This window comes from Rhodococcus sp. NPDC057297, from assembly GCF_042667435.1.
In the GTDB taxonomy this organism is placed as follows: Bacteria; Actinomycetota; Actinomycetes; order Mycobacteriales; family Mycobacteriaceae; genus Rhodococcoides.
The window spans coordinates 817,073-835,576 of record NZ_JBHUZE010000002.1 but is presented as its reverse complement, the minus strand read 5'-3'; the positions used below and the strand labels follow the sequence as shown (position 1 = coordinate 835,576).

The window sequence follows — 18,504 nt, the reverse complement described above, 5'->3', positions numbered from 1 at the left end:
TGTCGAGCACCCTGGTGAATGCTCGGTCGAGGCACCGGTTCGCCATGGCGTACCAGCAGATCTCCCCCTACATCTGATTGGACGCACCCGGTCGGTGGTTCGGTTCCATCGGATCCGAAGAATCTTCGAACCGGTCGCGAATTACCGAGCCGGTGAAACGGACAGGCTCGACACCGCCCGCGCACAGTCGTCGATCAACGCGTCCGCGAAACCCGCTGAGCTCTGGCATCCGATGCTGACCTGCAGCCCGCCCTCGACGAAGACGTGCCACTGCACCGTCGACCCGTCAGGCGGATTCTCCACGTACGAGATCCCCACTCGCTCACCGAAATCCGTCGCGGCGGTGAAATCCACGATCGACCCGTCGTCGCTGCGTGCGTCGAGTTGTCGCTGCAGATCCTCGGCCACCGAATCCAACGATGCACCCGGTGTCAGTTCCGTCGACGAGAGGACGATCCGCCGCTCGGGAAAGTCCGGCGGTATCAACAGAAGTCGCGTCTGCTCGCTGCGCGTCGTCCAGGTCGCAGGCCCGGCGATACTGGCTCTCCCGAACTCCGACCGTGAGACCGGCTCCGGCGTCGAATTCGGTGTCGACTCGGGCGTCGATTGCTCGGTGGCCCGAGCCGTCGATCCGGCTACCGGCGGCTCGGATGTCGGGGCCGCCGCCGGGATCGGTTCGGCGGAAGCAGGCTGGGCGGATGCAGGCTGGGCGGGGGGCGCAGGTTTTTCCAACCGGAACACGAAGAACACCAATCCGCCGAGAAGGAAGACGAGAGCCAGCGCGCCGAGAGCCAGCGCGGGAACACGGCGCGTCGGAGGCGGCGGCACGGTCGCCTCGTTCAACCACGCCGCGGCTCGGCCCGACGGCACCGGCGGGTTCACCGTGGGATCCGATCGAAGGTCACCGGTCCCCACCTCCCCGCGCACCCCCGCCGCGTGGATGTCTGCTGCGAACGGACTGGCCCAGTCGTGGGCGCCCACGGCCGGCTCGTGGTCCGAGCCCGCGTCTGCCGAACGGTACGAATCCCCTGGTGCGTCACCCGGATCCGACAGTCCGACGGCGGACGCCATCGATCGAACGACAGTCAGCCCCGTCGCACGGTGCATCCGGTACGCGTGCAGGTCGTCCGACGCTGCCTCGCCGACGCCGGGTCCGGTGAGCCCAGGCAGAATGGGTTCGTCTCCTGTCGTCGCGAGGACGAACACGTCGACTCGTCCACGCCTGGGTTCAGCCGCGACGAGAGCAGACACGCGATCGAGAACGGACCGGCTCGCGGTGGCGTCTACATCGATGTCTCTGCTTCCCACTGCGTCCCAACGCACATCACGAACGTAACCGTGTGGCTGCCCGTGCACCCCCGGCTCGTCTCGCCGCCGATCGAGACCGATGACGACCGAGCTCAGGTCGTCGATCTCGACGACCACGGCATACTCGGGGGCACGCTCTCCGAGCGATCGAACGACCGCCGTCGCGGAGTCGAGCACCGTGACCTCGCCGGCCGAGGAACGGACGGCTCGCCGTACCACGTCGCGGCGGACGTCACCCCACGCCGACGGACACGCGATCTCGAGCAGGTCCACGTGACCCACGACGCCGGATCGTGCGAGTGCGTCGCCCACGATTCCGCCGAACACGCGAGCGGTGGAAACTACGGTCGATCCGACGAGCAGCGCATCGTCGTCGACGAACGACCACGGTCGCCGCTCGGTCTCGGAGACGGCCGCTGCATGCTCGGCTGCCACGTCCGGCGAATCGGAACGCAGGAAGAGCAGGGTGCCCGCGTCCATCGTCAGCGCAATGTCGAACCTGGTGCACTGCACTCCAGCCGCCGAACTCACCAGCACGGACACGCAATCCTCACCGAGGTGAACTGCGGCGTAGGTTCCCACGGAGTCGGCGCCCCGCGCCCTCATGCCGGGGACCAGGCCAGTTGCACGAGCGACTGCCCACGCCGGTCCACCAACGTCCCCCGCCCCGGCGGCATCGGCGACGGCTTGACCGTTCCGACGAGATTGCCCTCGTCGCGAGATCCGCTCATCACCAACCCCGGTGACACGAGATCGCGTATCCGTGAGATCACCGGGTCGTACATCGTCCGAGAGGCTCCGCCGGACCGCCGCGCGACGACGAGGTGCAGGCCGATGTCTCGGGCGTGCGGAAGGTATTCCGTCAACGGCGTCAGGGGATTTCCCGACGCGGTGGCCACGAGATCGTAATCGTCGACGATCACGAAGATTTCCGGCCCGTTCCACCACGACCGTTCGCGAAGTTGCTGTGACGTGACGTCCGGGCCTGGCATGCGTTCGGCCAGTTTGGACGCCAGCTCGGTCATCATCGTGGTCAGAACCGGCTGCGACGCGGCGTATCCGGCCAGATGATCGGTGTCCACCAGTCCGAGCATCGTCCGTCGATAGTCCGCGAAGATGATCTTGACTTGCTGGGGCGTGTTCGCTTCCACGAGTGAGGAGCTGATGGACTTCAGCAACGACGTCTTTCCGCATTCGGTGTCTCCGAACACGAGGAAGTGGGCTTGCTCGGCGAAGTCGATCGCGACGGGTTTCAGTTCGGCCTCGTCGATGCCGAGCGGAACCCACAGCTCCGCGACCGCGCCGCGCACCCGCGGCCATCGACCGACCAGTACCCGCCTGAGGTCCGCGAGGGGCAAGCTGTCCGGAAGCATGCGTACGGCAGGAGCGGCTCTGTCACCGTATCGAGCCGAAACACTGCGCAGCGCAGCGGTGATCCCTGCGCCCAAATCCGTGGTCGACGACGCACCGTCGAGGCGCGGTAGGCCGATCAGCAGGTGCAGCCCGTCCTTCGTGATTCCACGGCCGGGCCTGTTCTCCGGCACCCTGGCCGCCTTGACCCGTCCGAACTCCGAGTCCGATGCGTCACCGAGACGGAGCTCGATTCGAGTACCGATCAGGTCCTTCGTCGCGGGTCGGATCTCGGCCCACCGCGTCGCGGTGACGACGAGATGGACGCCGTACGACAACCCCTGCGCGGCGACGGCGGCGAGCTGTTGCTCCAGTGGCTCGAAATCCGTTCTGATGCTTCCCCACCCGTCGATGACCAGAAACACGTCTCCGAACGAATCCTCGGGGTCGACGGGGTGCTCGGTCCGTCGGCGTCTGAATTCGGCCATCGAATCGATACCCCGTTGGCGAAACAGACGCTCACGGCGACTGATCACCGACGTCACCTCCGCGACCGTGCGACGAACGCGATCGACGTCGAGCCTGCTCGCCGTCGAGCCCACATGAGGGAGGTCGATCAAAGCGTTGAGGGTTCCCCCACCGAAGTCGAGGCAGTAGAACTGAACTTGCTCCGGGGTATGCGTCGACGCCATGGACATGATCAGAGTGCGTACCGCGGTCGACTTTCCGGTTTGCGGACCACCGACGATCGCCAGATGCCCCTGTGCCCCGGACAGGTCGACCTGCAGGAGGTCTCGGCGCTGATCGAACGGCCTGTCGACGATGCCGATCGGTGCCCGCAGCGTCGCCGGTCGCTGTGCGAGCGCCGCCGGATCCGCGGCTCCGACCAGGCTGTCGAGCGCGGGCGACCGGTCGAGCGGAGGGAGCCAGACATCGTGGGCCGGGTTACCTTGCCCGCGAACACGTTCGACGACGACGTCCAGAACCGTACGTGCGTCCTGAGCGTCGTCCACGCTCCTGGCGCCGTCCGCCTGGAGGTCCGCGGTGTCGACGGGGTGCGTCTGCTCCAGCTCGCGCATCCGGTCGCCGGGAGAAACCGGTACGGGGAACGCACCGAACAGCTTCGGAACGATGTCGACGTCCGAACGTCCGGTCACCTGACGTGCCGTGCGCGGACGAACGTACGGACCCGACACGTAGGACGCCGCGAACCGCATGATCTCGGCAGAGTCGCACTTGAGATAGCCCGCGCCGGGTTGCGCCGGCAAATGGTACGCGTCGGGAACCCCCAGGACCGTCCGAGACTCGTTCGCCGAGAACGTCTTCAATCCGATCCGGTACGACAAGTGGCTGTCCAGCCCGCGAAGCTTGCCTTCTTCGAGTCGCTGGCTGGCCAGCAACAGGTGCATGTGCAGCGATCGACCGAGACGTCCGATGGCGACGAAGAGGTCGGCGAATTCCGGCTGCTGACTGAGCAACTCCGAGAATTCGTCGACGACGATGAACAGTGCGGGCATCGGCGCCAGGGCCGCGCCGGACGACCGAGCTTTCTCGTAGTCCGTGACGTTGGCGAAGTTACCGGCGTCTCGGAGGAGTTCCTGACGGCGGTTCATCTCACCGGCCAGCGCATCCTTCATCCGGTCCACTAGCGCCAGGTCGTCGGACAAGTTGGTGATCACGGCGGCGACGTGCGGCGCGTCCTCGAGCCCGGCGAACGTCGCGCCACCCTTGAAGTCGACGAGGACCAGGTTCAACTGATCCGGGGAGTGGGTAGCCACCAAACCCAGGACCAACGTCCGCAGAAATTCCGATTTTCCCGATCCCGTCGCACCGATGCACAGTCCGTGCGGACCCATGCCGTTCTCCGCGGATTCCTTCAGGTCGATCTCGACCGCGCTCCCGTCGGGCGCGACGCCTATCGGCACTCGCAGCCGGTCGCGGCCACGTCTCGGCGTCCACACACGCATCGGATCGAGGTCACCGACATCGGAGATCGCGAGCAGTCGGTTCCATGTCGATATCGACTCACCCTCGTCGACGGTGACGTCGCTGTGCCGAGCTGACGTCGTACGAAAGGGGGACAGCCGGCGCGCCACCGTTTCCGCTGCTGCGACACTCAGCATGTCCGCCTGCCCGAAAACCTCGACGCCGGGTCCGCTGACCGCACCCACTGTTCCGTTCTCTGTGACGAGCCGCAGCCCTCGACTGGACGCGAGCGACGTCGCGAATCCGGAGAGATCCAGCACCGTGACCGCCTCCAGCCCGGTTCGTGTCACGTCGGTGCCACTGTTGTCCAGCAGTCCCCCGTCGACGACGATCACGATGTGCGCCACACCCGATGTCGCCGGGGCTCCACGCGTGAACTTGTTCCGCAGCGAAAGCTGTTCGCCCAGCGCACCTTCGAGTTCCAGGAACGAGCCGTAGATCATCCGAGCGCTGCCGACCCCGTCTTCGAGAAGCTCGTGCTGGGCGTGCGGAAGCCACTTGATCCAATCCCAGTGCATCACCGTGTCCGGCCCGCACACCACTGCGATCCGCACCTGATCCGGGTCGTGGAAAGAGCACAGTGACGCGACCATCGCACGCACCGTCGCTCGGGCAGCGGCGCGGTCTCCGGTGAGCGAGATCGCCGCGAATCCGCGCAGCGACACTGCCGTCGGCAGATCGTTCACGACCGAATGCGCACGCACGAAGCGTCGAAGGGATACCGCCGACACCGGCTCCAGTTCCTCGACCGGGCCGGTTTCCGGTGGCACGAGCCGGGTGGCCAATCTCTGCGCGCCGCGGCCGATCCGCACGTGAACGAAATCCGGGTCCGCGGTGCGGCGTTCCCACATTCGGTGAGTTCCGGCGAACGACCAGAGGACGGAAGGATCGGGGTGTGACCACTCGAGGGCTGTACGCTGCGCGTCGGCCGTGACGCGCACGTCCTTGCGCAACTGGTCCAGGTAACGCAGGTAATCCTTGCGATCCTCGTTCGCCTCGGCGGTCCGCGCTCCGCCGCCTTTTCCTCCGCCCGCGACCATCCCCAGCATCGATACGAGCATCATTGCCGGGAACATCAGCATCATCGGGTTCGCGGCCATGCCCGAGGTGAACATCAACGCGACCATGCCTACCATCGCCGCCACCATGACCACGGGCATGAGCTTCATCAGCAGATTTCCGGGGACGATCCGAGGAATTTCCGGTGGCGCCTGCAGCGTCACCTCGCCACCCGGCGTTCTCGGCACCGGACGACGGGCACCACGAACGAAACGAACCGTACTCACGCTGCTGCCCCCACCGTCTCGTGCTGTCCCCCGACACCGAGGCCGCGCTCGTTCCCAGGCGAGAGCGACTCCGGCCCGAAGGCTAACGCATGCGCGCACCGTGAGCCAGCCCTCACCTCGGGCTTCGGAATAGCCCGCATCCCTCGTCGGTTGTGTTCACGAAGAGCGCCCGGTCGCTCTCGAACACGATATTTCTCGTCGAAAGGCTGGCATCGAGCATGTCCTCTTCCCCGTCGCAACCATTCTCTGTACCGTTGTCGATCCTCGATCTGGCACACATAGGTCCAGGTGAAAGCGTCAGGGACAGTTTCGATGCGAGCGTCGAACTCGCCCGACACGCGGAGAAGTGGGGTTACCGGCGAATTTGGTACGCCGAGCACCACAACATGAGCACCATCGCATCGTCGGCGACGAGTGTGCTGATCGGTCACGTCGCCGCCAACACATCCACCATCCGGCTCGGATCGGGCGGAGTGATGTTGCCCAACCACGCACCGCTGACGATCGCCGAGCAGTTCGGCACCCTGGCCACGCTGCACCCGGGACGCATCGATCTGGGTCTCGGCCGAGCACCGGGTAGCGACCAACAGACCATGCGCGCGATGCGCCGAGACCCGTCGTCGGCGGACCGATTCCCGCAGGAAGTTCAGGAACTTCAGGGGTTCCTCTCCGACAATTCCCTCGTGCCGGGCGTGGTGGCCACGCCAGGCGCAGGCACGGGAGTGCCGCTGTACATTCTGGGGTCGTCGTTGTTCGGCGCGCAGCTCGCGGCCGCCCTCGGTCTTCCGTTCGCTTTCGCATCGCACTTCGCACCCGATGCGCTCGAGCAGGCCGTATCGATCTATCGCCGTGAGTTCCGCCCGTCGGACCAGCTGGACGCCCCCTATGTCATCGCGGGTGTGAACGTGATCGCGGCCGACACCGAAGCCGATGCGCAGCAACAGTTCCTCGCCACCAAACGCAGTCGGGTCAGCTTGCTGCTCGGCCGTGGGCGAACCTTCACCGACGAGGAAGCGGACATGCTTCTCGACGCGCCGCAGGGCCGACAGATCATGCAGATGACCAAGTATTCGGCGGTGGGAACACCGGCAACGGTCCGGGATTACCTCGATCGGTTCGTGCGCCACGCCGACGCCGACGAGTTGATCGTGGCGTCCGGAGTCGTCGACCGGGCATCGTGGCTGCGGTCCTACGAACTCCTCGCCGAAGCGACCGGTCTGCGGAGTGAGGAACACGCAACCAGCGCAGTCTGATCGAACCGTCCTGCATATCGCCCGCAGGCACCGGTTCCGAGTATCGTGGGCCACGCTGGTTGCCAGGGGGGCACGAGCGGAGTGACTGTGCACGACGGGGGAACATCAGTGACGGGGGATCTTTCGCAGGCCGTGAACGGACACGGTGCGCGGTTGCAGCCGAACTCGGTAGAACCGAGCACCAGGAACGACACGCGGGGTCTAGGCGTTGCAGCGCCGCTCGATCTGTGTCGATTGACCGTGCTCGCCAAATCCGCACAGGTGGACATGGCTCTACCCACCGACGTGCCGATCTCGTTGTTGATTCCGGGCATCGTCGACATCGTCGATTCGCGTGCGTCAGCCGGCAACGACAGGCACGGTCGGGACTGGGTGCTGTCCAAAGTCGGGATGCCGCCGATCTCGGGCACTGCAACCCTCAACGAGGCGTCCGTCCGCGACGGCGAACTACTGGTACTCGGTACCGCCGACGCCCCGGCGCTGCCGCCCCTGCACGACGATCTGATGTTCGCGGTGGCGTCCGTCGACAGCTCGGGGGATGGCTCGAGGGACGACCTGTGGACAGCCGCCACCGCGCGGCGAGTGGGTTTCGTGACAAGTGCATCGGCGGTGTTGCTCGCCTGCATCGCCGCGATGCTTCCACTGCTGCAACTCGGCGGCCGCGTCGACGCAGGTCAGGTCGACGCCCGAAGCGTCACTGCAGCCGTGGCCGCGGCGACGGCTGCCGTGCTGATGATCGTTGCGGGAACCGTCGTCGGGAGATTCTATCGGGGCGACAGCACCGGTGTTTTTCTGTCCGCATGCGCGCTTCCACTTATGTTCGTGGCCGGATCTCGTTTCGTTCCCGGAGAATTCGGGGCACCGCACCTGGTGCTCGGCGGGGCTCTCGTCGGCGCCTCCGCTGTTCTTGCACTGCGTATCGGCGGCCATGGGTCCGCAGTGTTCACCGCGGCGAGTGCCGCGGCAGTCACCGTGTGTGCAGGCGCAACGGTGTCGATGTTCACCGATCTTCCGGTGAGCACCATCGGAGCGGGGACCACCGTCGTTGCGTTGGCCGGCTTGGCGGCCGCACCTCGTGTGTCGATGATGCAGGCAGGACTTCCACTACCGCCTGTACCGACGGCAGGTGCTCCGCTCGACGACGCAGGCGACGAAGACCCCACCAGTGCGGCCGAACTCGCCGATCGGGCGCGGCGAGCCCGTAGTCACCTGACCGGTCTCGTGTGTGCCGGCGGTGCGGCGGCCACGGGTGGCGCACTTCTGGCTGCGCTCGGAGCGAGCGACGCCTTCTATCGGCCGGGCGTGTCCTTAGCGCTCGCGACGGCCTTGCTCCTGCTGTTACGCGGGCGAACCTTCGCGCAGGTGAACCACGCACTCCCTCTCGTCCTCGGCGGCGCTTCGATCCTTCTGGCCTTGGTTGCGGCCGTCGTGTTCACGCCGGCCCTGTCCGATTCGGACACGATTCAGCTGGCAGTCTTCGTCGCATGTGTCGCTGTGGCGCTCGTAGCGCTGTTCTTCGGTTCATCAGTGCCCACCAGGGAGTACTCCCCCGTCCTTCGGCGCACTGCAGAACTGGTCGAGTACGCGGTGATCGCCACCGTGATCCCACTCGCATGCTGGGTGTGTGGCCTGTACACGGCCATGCGCGCGCTGTGACGGTCCGATCGAGTCGGCGCGCCCAGGCACGAACACTGGCGGTGCCGATTGCTGCCGCGGTGATGGCGGCGACCATCGGAGCCGGTGTCGCGAGCGCGGACCGACCCGTCGTCGATCCGGGACTGCTGCCCGAACCGGGGCCTGCCGCCCCGCTCGATCCCACCGAGCAACGAAACGCTTGTGTACCGGTCTCCGAAATTCCCGACGGCAGTGCGATTCCCGCGGAACTGCAGGCACTGGACTTCGGGTCCGTGTGGCCGATTACCCGAGGCGCCGGGCAGGTCGTCGCCGTCATCGACACAGGCGTCTCACCGCACCCGAGACTGCCGGGACTGCGGCCGGGAGGCGACTACGTCCACACGGGCGACGGACTGTCCGATTGCGACGCCCACGGAACTCTCGTTGCTGGTCTGATCGCTGCGTCTCAGGTGGAGGGCAGCGGCTTCGCCGGTGGCGCTCCGGAAGCTCAGATACTGTCGATCCGCCAGTCGAGCAACGCCTTTCGCGTCGTCCGGGAAGGCGGTGAGCCCGACACCGAGGATCCCGCTGCCGCGAACGCATCGGGCTACGGCAATGTGATGACGATGGCGATGGCCGTACGCACTGCCGCGGACCTCGGCGCGACCGTCATCAACATCTCCGAGGTCGCGTGCGTACCGGGCGGTACAGGTCCCGTCGACGGCCCCTTGGGCGCCGCGATCGAGTACGCAGTCACTGTCAAGGACGTCGTTGTGGTCGCTGCCGCAGGCAACACCGGAGGCGGCGGGTCCGCGTGCGCCACGCAGAACCCCCTTCCCGACCCGACCGATCCGTTCGCCGATCAATGGGATCGCGTCGCCACCGTCGCGACACCGGCATGGTTCGACGATCAGGTTCTCACCGTCGGGTCGGTGAACCCCGATGGATCACCGGCAGCGTTCACCCTCGCGGGCCCGTGGGTCGACGTCGCGGCCCCGGGCACGGCGATGACGTCTCTGTCGCCGACGGGGACAGGACTCGCCGGCGGCACCATCGACAATCAGGGTGGTGTGACTCCGATCCAAGGGACGAGTTTCTCGGCTCCCCTGGTCGCCGCGGTTGCCGCATTGATCAGGGCGCACCGGCCCGACCTTCGGGCCGCCCAGGTGATCGAACGCATCGAGGCGACAGCGCACGCACCCGCCGAGGGCTGGAATCCTCTCGTCGGTCACGGCGTCGTCGATCCGCTGGCCGCGGTTACCGGACAGGTACGCACCGACTCTGCGCAATTCCCTGCCTCGCCGGTCGACATCGCCGCGCCACTCGTGCCGGAGCCGCCCGACACCCGGCCGCGGACGGTGGCTCTGACCGGCGCGGCGGCGGTCGGTGTCGTCCTCGTTCTGGGTCTCGGATTGTCACTGCCCCTGCGGCGCCGAGTCCTCCCTCATTCGGACGGAAGCAGGGCTGCGTCCGGATCTGGTCCGACACCGTCGTGAGCGGTCAAGGCTGCGTCTCGACTCAAAGCCGGCCCCACGCCGAGCAATTCGACTATCTGCCAGGGTGCGGACGCAGCCGCTCCGAAGCCCAGTGCCTTCGCCGCGTCCGCATCCGCGACCCCGTACCGCACGCCGGTGTCGGCCACGAAGAAGTATCCGTCTCGTCGCACGCTCGTCGGCGAGATCCCCGTGGTCTGCACGAAACCTCCGCTACCCGGCTGCACGAACACTTCGTCGGCCGCAGGTCCCCCACCGTCGGCCTGCGCCAACGCAACGGGTCGAGCAGAGTCCGGCAGCGGAAGCACTCTGCCCGAGGAGAATTCGAGACGTGCGGTCGGGCCGCCGTCGGGCGCGTCCTGTGGGAGCCAGGCCACGCAGCCCACCGGCTCGGACTCTCGGTCGACGATCGACGGACGGGACCGCGGAAAAGTCTTCACCGCGAGCGAGTCGGCCGACGGTGCATCGCTGAGTGCGTCGGGAGTCAACGAGTCGATCTCCGGACTCCCCTGCGAGTCGGCGAACGTGATCAGCTGCGCGGTGGCAACGCTGACCTCCTGAATCCCCTCGGAGAGGACCACGTAGTAACGATCCTCGGTGTCGACCACTTTCACCACCGAGCCGACGGTCTTCCCCGCAAGCGAGTAGGCGGGTAACTCGCCCGCCCGCGGAATCAGCGGCGGTGCGATCGGAGGAACCACGGGCACGGTGTTGGCCAGTGCCTCGCTGACTCCGGATGGCATGGTGTTCTCGAGCCCGAGCGCTCGAACGACCGACCTGTCGTTCAGATCGATCGCGGCGCGTACACCGTCGTAGACGAGAAAGACCCCGTCTCCGGTCTCCCACAGGAAAGCCTGGGTGTCCTGCAATTGTTCGATGCCGTCACCGTGTCGGGGATCGCCTGCGATCACGGTCGTGCCCGCCACGGACCCCGCCCCGCCAACGGTGTCGCAGACGCTCCACGCGACCGACGTACCGTCGACGTCGTACGGCAGCGACGACGGCGCACCGGGTATGCCCACCAACGCCCCTCGCGGCCTGTTCGCGAGCTCGCTGTCCTTGACGATCGTCGGATCGTCCGCCTGCCCGACGACGAGGCGTGCCGACGCGAGATTCAGCACGGGATGGAAGGTTTCGTCGACGCGGACGAACATCGCGCCGGATTCCTTGCCGACGACGATCGCCGAGTCGCCGATCTTGTCCTGGGGCCGCAGCAGAGCGAGCGCTGCGCACCCGGCAAGTCCGATGCACGCGATCACGAGACCGACTGCGAGTGCGCGGGATTGAGAGCGCATGGGGTCGTGCAGCATTCGCACGTCCCGCCGAACCAATGCGTGTTCCATTCGGCGAACGAGGAATCTGTATCCGCCGACCTGCCATTTCGTTGTCGGCGTCGCCGCCACGGTGCCCCCTACCGTTTCTTCGGACCCGACACACCCTCGGGTCCGTCCCCGGCGCACACCCTACTACCCACCCGGCCACGACCGCCGTCGACGACCGCTCGGGGACGGCGAGCACGAGGTTTCAACATCGTTGCGCACAGCGTAGAGTCGCCGCTGAGCCGCGATGGGGGTCCGGCTCGTCACACGGACAGCCTTCGGGGGGAGGATTTCATGATGGCCGCGCTACCGGGGCGCCGTCGCCCGGCCCGCACGTCGGTATTTCGAGCACCGACCCTGCGTCGAGCTCTGGGAGTCGAAGTATTCGCGGTCCTGGTCTGCCTCTCGGCGGTTCTTGCCGAGCTTCCGCCCCTCACCGTCGTGCTGTGTGCACTGCCGTTCGCGCTGCTTCCGTTCGTCGTCGTGGGCGGACGCCCCCTCCTCGACTGGGGGTTCGCGTCGGCTCGATATCTGGCGGGGACCGTCCCCTCGACAGGCGTCACCACGGAGTACATCGACGGCGACGGAACCGCCGTCGGAGTGCACAGGCGAGGGACCATGGTCTCGTGTGTGTTGGAACTTCTCCCGACACCTGGAGCCACCACCAGGCTCGGACGGTCGACCGCCATGACCGACTCTGCGTTCGGCCTCGGCGACCTCACTGAATCTCTTGTCCAACACGACATTTCTCTGAGCCGAATCGACATCGTCTCGCACGGGTCGAGAACGGCACCGGGATCACCTGCGACGGACGTGTACGAGAACCTGATCGGCCCGCTCCCCGCCGTCTCGGCTCGGTCGGTGTGGGTCACCGTGACGCTGGACGAGCGGAAGAACCGTGAAGCAGTCGACGCCCGTGGCGGCGGCCGCGACGGTCTGGACCGGACGATCGCGATCGCTACCCGACGGATTGCGCGGGCGTTGGAGGCCGGTCGCGTACGTACTCGGACGCTCACACGCTCGGAGATTCACGCCGCCGCCTCACGCATGTGCCGCGGGACGTCGTTCGAATCCCTCACCCAGCGTTGGTCGTTCGCTCCGCTGCCGGGAGTGATCAGGACCGGTTTCGGGATCGATTGCCGAGGGCTGGACACCGAAACTCTCGAAGATCTGTGGTCGGTGCCCGCGTCCACGTCGACCGTCGTCCTCCGCATCCAGCCGAGTTCGGGTGTCGGCGGGGTGTTGCTCTCCGGATCCTGCGGATTCGTCACCAGGTCGGCAGTCCCGACGCCGTCCATTCCGCGTCCGGTGTCGATGCGTGGTCGCCAACGGGAAGCCCTGCTCACGTCACTGCCACTCGCGATCACCGCCCGCGGGTACGCCGATCCCGTCAGATCCATCGACCACGATCACGCAGCACAGCTCCGGTTGCCGACGTCGGGATGTGGGCAACTTCTCGGTTCGGACGCATCCGGCCACGGAGTCGCGGCGCGGATCCACGGCACGGACATCGGATCGGTTCACGTCGCCGGCGAGCTGTATCTCGCCCAGCAGCTGGTCTTCAGGGCTGTCGCCACGGGTGCACGTATTCTGATTCGTACCGACAGACCCCACGCGTGGGGTCCACTCGTCGACTCGCTCGCAACTCCGGAGCGGTTGAGAATCGACGGAGGCCCACACCGAACCGGTACACGGGTGGATCTGGTGGTGCACGACTTCTCCGACACGATGAGCACACCGGGTCAGGTCCGCAACGACGGGGTCACCGTGCTGACACTCACCGAGCAGATTTCACGAACACCGATGCCGGACCCGACGGTGTCCATTCACCAGCCGGGCGCGGCCGGTGATCGCATCCGGGTTCGAACGTCCACGAGCGAGGTGGAACTGGTCCTGGTCACCATCCCACAGGAGACAGCCTTCATCGGCCGACCGCGCAGTCTGCGACGTTCGAACTCGACCTACTGACCGGCTCCTAGGAATGCGGATACGGGTCGACAGCGCCTCGTGCCGCTGCAGCCGACGCCCACCACCACAGCTGATCGAGCATTCGGTTCGCTGAATCCAACTCGGGGCCGGTCTCAGGAATTCGATTGCCGCCGAACACCTTTCGCGCACGTGCGAATCCGACGCTGTCTCGCACCGTCACCATGTGCAGTTCGGTTGCAACCGAACGCAACTGCTCCACCGCGCGCACTCCCCCGGACATGCCACCGTAGGACACGAACCCGATCGGCTTGCCTCGCCATTCGTATTTCAACGTGTCGAGGGCGGTCTTCACCGACGCGGGGTAACCGTGGTTGTATTCGGGCGTCACGACGACGACCGCGGCGGCCGACGAGATCGTCTCGGCCAGTCTCTCGGCACCCGCCGACGGCGACAGATCCGACTGCAGCTCCAATTCCAGCAGATCGAGCAGCGACACGGAGAACTCCGCCCGCTGCCCGGCGACATCCACGAACCACTGGGCCACCGAAGGCCCCAACCGCTGCGGCCTGACGCTCCCGACGATTACCGCGAGTTCGATGCAATTGATGATGGCCACCGAAACCAGGCTACCTAACGTCAATCCGCCTGATGCATCGGTGGAGGCGCCGATTAGTCTCTACCCATGGTTCGGCCATTGTCTAGGCGAGCATTCCTCGCAGCAGCAGCTTCGACCGGTGCGGGGTTGGCAGCAACGCGCAACGCAAGTGCGCGTGCCGACCCCACCGGCACCTTGCCGGCTCCTGACTCTATTACTACTACCGACCCTGCTCTGTTGTCGGCTGTCGAAGCGGCCGCTCTCCTTCAAGCCGGCAAGCTGCACCCTCGCGACCTGCTCGAAAGTTGCTTTTCTCGTAGCCGTGCTTTCGACGGCGAGATCGGCGCCTGGGTCCGAATTTACCCTGAGCTTGCCCACACTCAGGCCGATGCTGCAGCCGAGCGTCTATCCGCGCGCGCAATCGGCACGGACGGGTCCCCTCCCCTGGTATGTGGTTTGCCCATAGCTCTGAAGGACTTGTTTGCTGTCGAAGGTCTGCCGCTGACCGCCTCCAGCGCCGTTCTCGATGGAAATATTGCGGCCGCGAACTCCACGGTGTGGACCCAGCTCGAGCGGGACGGCATGATCGTGATGGGTCATAGTCACACCCATGAATTTGCAGTCGGCGTCACCACTCCGCAGGTCAGCAATCCGTGGAACACCCAGTTGTCCCCAGGCGGCTCGTCGGGCGGTAGCGCGGCGCTCCTGGCGGCACGCTTTGCTCCCCTCGCCACTGGTACCGATACTGGAGGCTCGATCCGCATTCCGGCCAGTGCGTGCGGCGTGTCAAGTTTCAAACCGACATTCGGTCTGTGTAGCACCGACGGCGTAATTCCGCTCACATGGACCCGCGACACCGCCGGGCCCATGGCTCGAAGCCTGGCCGACGCTTCGCTTCTTCTCTCCCACATGCTGGACCCCGCTACGAGCAGATACGGCTTGCCTACAGCATCCACGCAGAGCTTTCCAATAAGTCCGAGCGGTTCAGTGCGCCCCCTTTCCGAAGTTCGAATCGGCGTGCCCGACACTATCTTCGAAGCATTGCCGGAGCCGCTGGCCAGTTTGTTCGCCGATTTTCTGACCACCGCACGGAGACTCGGCGCCGAAACGATCGACGTATCCATGCCCAGACTGCCTTCAAGCTTGCTGCTCGGGGACCGCTGCGAGATGGGTGCGTACCACTTACAGTTTGCCGACCGTCTCGGCAAATATCGCCCGTCGACAGTTGCAGCCGTAGGACTCGCAACAGCGGCCCTCGCGACACCGGTTGCCGAGTACATCGGGTTCGAGCGCGACCGGCTTCGGTACCAACGTGATTTCAACCGGATGTTCCAGGATCATTCGCTTACCGTGATTGTCCTTCCAGGAGCCGTCACGGACGGGATCGAAAGGGTCGACGACGTGAGTTCGAATGTGTTGACCAGCCCAATTGCGGATGTGAGATGGGCCAACTACGCGGGCGCGCCCGTCGCAACTATCCCGGTGGGGCGATCCAGCGCCACCGGGATGCCGTTCGGAGTCCAAATCGGTGGCGTTCCGTGGTCGGACATGAGTGTTATGCAGGTAGGACTCGAACTGCAGGCCGCGATCGGCAGTTGGACAGACATACCGGCCATGCAATCGTCAACGCGTGATATCCCGACGGCCACCGTCGTAGAGCCCGGTATTGGTCCGGACCCTACCAATACCCAGGGAGCATCGACACCGTTCAGCAGCGTCCCGACGGTCTCGACGGACACACGGTGATTCACGGTCAACAACAGAATCCGGAGGCCGGAATCTCCGGACGGACTTCGCGGGTTGCTGCATTACGTTCGGCGAGTTCCTCGTCCCGTGGATAGTCGACACCCACCAAGGAAAGACCGTGTGCCGGAGCGACCGTCACCGCGCTGGACCTCGAGCGGGACTCGAGCAATGACGCCGTCCACTCCGGACTTCGTCGTCCCTCCCCCACCGCCTGCAGAGCGCCCACCAAGCTCCTGACCATCGACCAACAGAACGCGTCCGCGCTCACGTAAGCCGTGACGTGGTCGCCGTCCCGCTGCCAGTCGAACCGTTGAAGCTCACGGACCGTGGTTGCACCCTCGCGGCGCTTGCAGAATGCGGCGAAATCGTGGAGCCCGACGAGCCTCGCCGACGCGTCGCGCATCGCGTCGAGGTCGATCTCCCGCGGCCACGACACGATCGCTCGACGGGCCAACGGGTCGACTCCGTAGCGTGCCACGCTGAATCGATACTCGTAGTGCCTCCGCAGCGCCGAGAAGCGTGCGTCGAAATCCTTGCTGACCGTCGTCAATGCCGTGACACGCACGTCGGTCGGTAGGAACCTGGCCATTCGTCGTATCAGCCGATCCGGTTCGTCGACGCCACCGACCACGTCGGCGTGCGCGACCTGTCCACGTGCGTGGACGCCCGCATCGGTGCGGCCGGCGACGGTCAACTCGACGGGCTGACGTAACACTGTCGAGAAAGCTTCCTCGAGAACACCGCACACCGTACGGATCCCTGGCTGACGTGCCCAGCCGGAGAAGTCGGTTCCGTCGTAGGAGATGTCGAGGCGCAGTCTCTGGGACGCCGAAAAAGCGGACCCGCCGTTCCCGGTGGGAACGACGGGTCCGCTTGCGCTGAACTCCGAGACCAAAGTGGACTAGTCCTTCTTGCCCTGGTCTTCGGTGGACACAGCTTCGGCGTCGGACGCGTCCGACGCATGAGCGTCCTTGTCCTCGATGCCCTCGACGACGGCGTCGGCGTTCTCGACCTGAGCGTCGGTCGCGTCGGCTTCGACAGCCTCGACGACGTTCTGCTCGTCCGACTCTGCAGCGGCGGGAGCCTCTGCAGCAGCCGGCGCGGTCTGCGACGCCTTCACGCGACGAGCGCGATCGGCCTCGTTGGACACCGTCTGCTCGTTGACGAGCTCGATGATGGCCATCGGTGCATTGTCGCCCTTGCGGGGGACGGTCTTGATGATGCGTGTGTAGCCACCGTCGCGATCGGCGAAGAACGGCCCGATCTCGGCGAAGAGCTTGTGCACGACATCTTTGTTGTTGATCGTCTTGAGAACCTCACGACGATGAGCGAGATCACCCTTCTTGGCGTGGGTGACAAGCTTCTCGGCGTGCGGACGAAGGCGCTTGGCCTTCGACTCGGTGGTGGTGATGCGGCCGTGCTCGAAGAGTGCCGTCGCCAGGTTGGCCAGGATGGCCTTCTGGTGCGACGCCGACCCGCCGAGACGGCGGCCCTTGGTGGGCTTGGGCATGATGAATCTCCTAGTAAGAGCTCAAAGCGAGCTGATTACAGCTGTTCTGTCTCGGCGTAGTCCTGCTCGGCGCCTTCGCTGTCCGCGAAGGATCCAGCATCGGTGTCGCTCCACGTTCCCGTGGTGGCGTCGTATCCGGGCACGGTGGTCGGATCGAAGGACGCGGGGCTGTCCTTGAGCGAGAGGCCGAGCGAGTGCAGCTTGACCTTCACCTCGTCGATGGACTTCTGTCCGAAGTTACGGATGTCCAGCAGATCGGACTCGGTACGGCCAACCAGCTCGCCGACGGTGTGAACACCCTCGCGCTTGAGGCAGTTGTAGGAACGGACGGTGAGGTCCAGATCCTCGATGGGGAGTCCGAAGGAAGCGATGTGGTCGGCCTCGGCAGGCGAGGGTCCGATCTCGATTCCTTCTGCTTCGACGTTCAGCTCACGGGCGAGGCCGAAGAGCTCAACCAGGGTCTTGCCCGCCGAAGCGAGCGCGTCCCGCGCGGTGATGGAGTTCTTGGTCTCCACGTCGAGAACGAGCCGATCGAAGTCGGTGCGCTGTTCGACGCGAGTGGCCTCCACCTTGTAGGTGACCTTGAGCACGGGCGAGTAGATCGAGTCGACCGGAATACGGCCGATCTCTGCGCCCGAGGCCTTGTTCTGAACGGCGGGGACGTAACCGCGACCGCGCTCTACGACGAGCTCGATCTCCAGCTTGCCCTTGTCGTTCAAGGTCGCGATGTGCAGATCCGGGTTGTTCACCGTGACGCCGGCCGGGGGAACGATGTCGCCTGCGGTGACAGAGCCGGGGCCCTGCTTGCGGACGTACATGGTGACCGGCTCGTCCTCTTCGGAGCTCACGACGAGACCCTTGAGGTTCAGGATGATGTCGGTGACATCTTCCTTGACTCCGGGGACAGTGGTGAACTCGTGAAGAACGCCGTCGATACGGATGCTGGTGACAGCAGCGCCGGGGATCGACGACAGCAGGGTACGGCGGAGCGAGTTGCCGAGGGTGTAACCGAAGCCAGGCTCGAGCGGCTCGATGACGAATTTCGAGCGGTTGTCGGCGATGACCTCTTCGGTCAACGTCGGGCGCTGTGAAATGAGCATTGTGTGTTCCTCCTG

At 65.7% G+C, this 18,504-nt stretch carries 12 protein-coding genes; 5 read left to right on the top strand and 7 right to left on the bottom strand.

Going from position 1 to position 18,504, the window contains the following annotated elements; genetic code table 11:
• Positions 1–141 precede the first annotated feature (141 nt).
• Positions 142–1,914 (bottom strand): type VII secretion-associated protein, encoded by a 1,773-nt coding sequence (locus ACFULT_RS09665; RefSeq protein ID WP_378481318.1) that lies wholly within the window; start codon positions 1,912–1,914, stop codon positions 142–144.
• Positions 1,911–5,930 carry a type VII secretion protein EccCa gene (gene eccCa / locus ACFULT_RS09660; RefSeq protein ID WP_378481317.1) on the bottom strand — a complete coding sequence of 1,340 codons (4,020 nt, stop codon included), beginning with the start codon at positions 5,928–5,930 and terminating at the stop codon, positions 1,911–1,913. Before eccCa ends, ACFULT_RS09665 begins: the two co-directional genes overlap by 4 nt.
• A gap of 218 nt (positions 5,931–6,148) precedes the next feature.
• Here eccCa and ACFULT_RS09655 point away from each other — a divergent pair, with 218 nt between their 5' ends.
• The 3 genes from ACFULT_RS09655 (at position 6,149) to mycP (ending at position 10,293) form a co-directional block, all read left to right on the top strand.
• Positions 6,149–7,183, top strand: a complete 1,035-nt coding sequence (locus tag ACFULT_RS09655) for an LLM class flavin-dependent oxidoreductase (protein WP_037108901.1) — start codon at positions 6,149–6,151, stop codon at positions 7,181–7,183.
• Between the two features lie 108 nt (positions 7,184–7,291).
• Positions 7,292–8,839: a type VII secretion integral membrane protein EccD gene (gene eccD / locus ACFULT_RS09650; protein WP_378481316.1), complete on the top strand. Its 1,548-nt coding sequence runs from the start codon at positions 7,292–7,294 to the stop codon at positions 8,837–8,839.
• Positions 8,797–10,293: a type VII secretion-associated serine protease mycosin gene (gene mycP, locus ACFULT_RS09645; protein WP_378481315.1), complete on the top strand. Its 1,497-nt coding sequence runs from the start codon at positions 8,797–8,799 to the stop codon at positions 10,291–10,293. The genes eccD and mycP overlap by 43 nt, the downstream gene beginning before the upstream one ends.
• Here mycP and eccB read toward each other — a convergent pair.
• A complete protein-coding gene (gene eccB, locus ACFULT_RS09640; protein WP_037108913.1) occupies positions 10,242–11,693 on the bottom strand; it encodes a type VII secretion protein EccB in 1,452 nt (483 codons plus the stop codon). The genes mycP and eccB overlap by 52 nt on opposite strands.
• 213 nt (positions 11,694–11,906) lie before the next feature.
• Between eccB and eccE the strand changes: the two genes are divergently transcribed.
• Positions 11,907–13,577 carry a type VII secretion protein EccE gene (gene eccE, locus ACFULT_RS09635; protein ID WP_244164866.1) on the top strand — a complete coding sequence of 557 codons (1,671 nt, stop codon included), beginning with the start codon at positions 11,907–11,909 and terminating at the stop codon, positions 13,575–13,577.
• A 7-nt stretch (positions 13,578–13,584) separates the two neighbouring features.
• Here the strand turns inward: eccE and ACFULT_RS09630 are convergent, their stop codons facing one another.
• Positions 13,585–14,154, bottom strand: a complete 570-nt coding sequence (locus ACFULT_RS09630) for an NADPH-dependent FMN reductase (protein ID WP_378481314.1) — start codon at positions 14,152–14,154, stop codon at positions 13,585–13,587.
• Positions 14,155–14,220: 66 nt separating this feature from the next.
• Between ACFULT_RS09630 and ACFULT_RS09625 the strand changes: the two genes are divergently transcribed.
• The gene (locus ACFULT_RS09625) at positions 14,221–15,879 is read left to right on the top strand and encodes an amidase (RefSeq protein ID WP_378481313.1); all 1,659 of its coding nucleotides are present in this window, start codon (positions 14,221–14,223) and stop codon (positions 15,877–15,879) included.
• 7 nt (positions 15,880–15,886) lie between these two features.
• On the opposite strand, the gene truA is transcribed toward ACFULT_RS09625, so the two are convergent.
• From truA to ACFULT_RS09610, 3 genes are read right to left on the bottom strand one after another with little or no spacing between them, the layout of a single operon-like run.
• Complete coding sequence (truA, locus tag ACFULT_RS09620) at positions 15,887–16,774, bottom strand: tRNA pseudouridine(38-40) synthase TruA (protein WP_378481312.1); 888 nt, start codon at positions 16,772–16,774, stop codon at positions 15,887–15,889.
• A gap of 6 nt (positions 16,775–16,780) precedes the next feature.
• The gene (rplQ, locus tag ACFULT_RS09615; RefSeq protein WP_037108923.1) at positions 16,781–17,389 is read right to left on the bottom strand and encodes a 50S ribosomal protein L17; all 609 of its coding nucleotides are present in this window, start codon (positions 17,387–17,389) and stop codon (positions 16,781–16,783) included.
• 35 nt (positions 17,390–17,424) lie between these two features.
• Complete coding sequence (locus ACFULT_RS09610; RefSeq protein WP_019663576.1) at positions 17,425–18,489, bottom strand: DNA-directed RNA polymerase subunit alpha; 1,065 nt, start codon at positions 18,487–18,489, stop codon at positions 17,425–17,427.
• Between the last annotated feature and the right edge of the window lie 15 nt (positions 18,490–18,504).

Coding starts and splice junctions, on each gene's coding strand:
- rplQ (WP_037108923.1), bottom strand. CDS start 17,389: ATGCCCAAGCCCACCAAGGGCCGCCGTCTCGGCGGGTCGGCGTCGCAC.
- ACFULT_RS09655 (WP_037108901.1), top strand. CDS start 6,149: ATGTCCTCTTCCCCGTCGCAACCATTCTCTGTACCGTTGTCGATCCTC.
- mycP (WP_378481315.1), top strand. CDS start 8,797: ATGCTGGGTGTGTGGCCTGTACACGGCCATGCGCGCGCTGTGACGGTC.
- ACFULT_RS09610 (WP_019663576.1), bottom strand. CDS start 18,489: ATGCTCATTTCACAGCGCCCGACGTTGACCGAAGAGGTCATCGCCGAC.
- ACFULT_RS09665 (WP_378481318.1), bottom strand. CDS start 1,914: ATGAGGGCGCGGGGCGCCGACTCCGTGGGAACCTACGCCGCAGTTCAC.
- ACFULT_RS09625 (WP_378481313.1), top strand. CDS start 14,221: ATGGTTCGGCCATTGTCTAGGCGAGCATTCCTCGCAGCAGCAGCTTCG.
- eccE (WP_244164866.1), top strand. CDS start 11,907: ATGGCCGCGCTACCGGGGCGCCGTCGCCCGGCCCGCACGTCGGTATTT.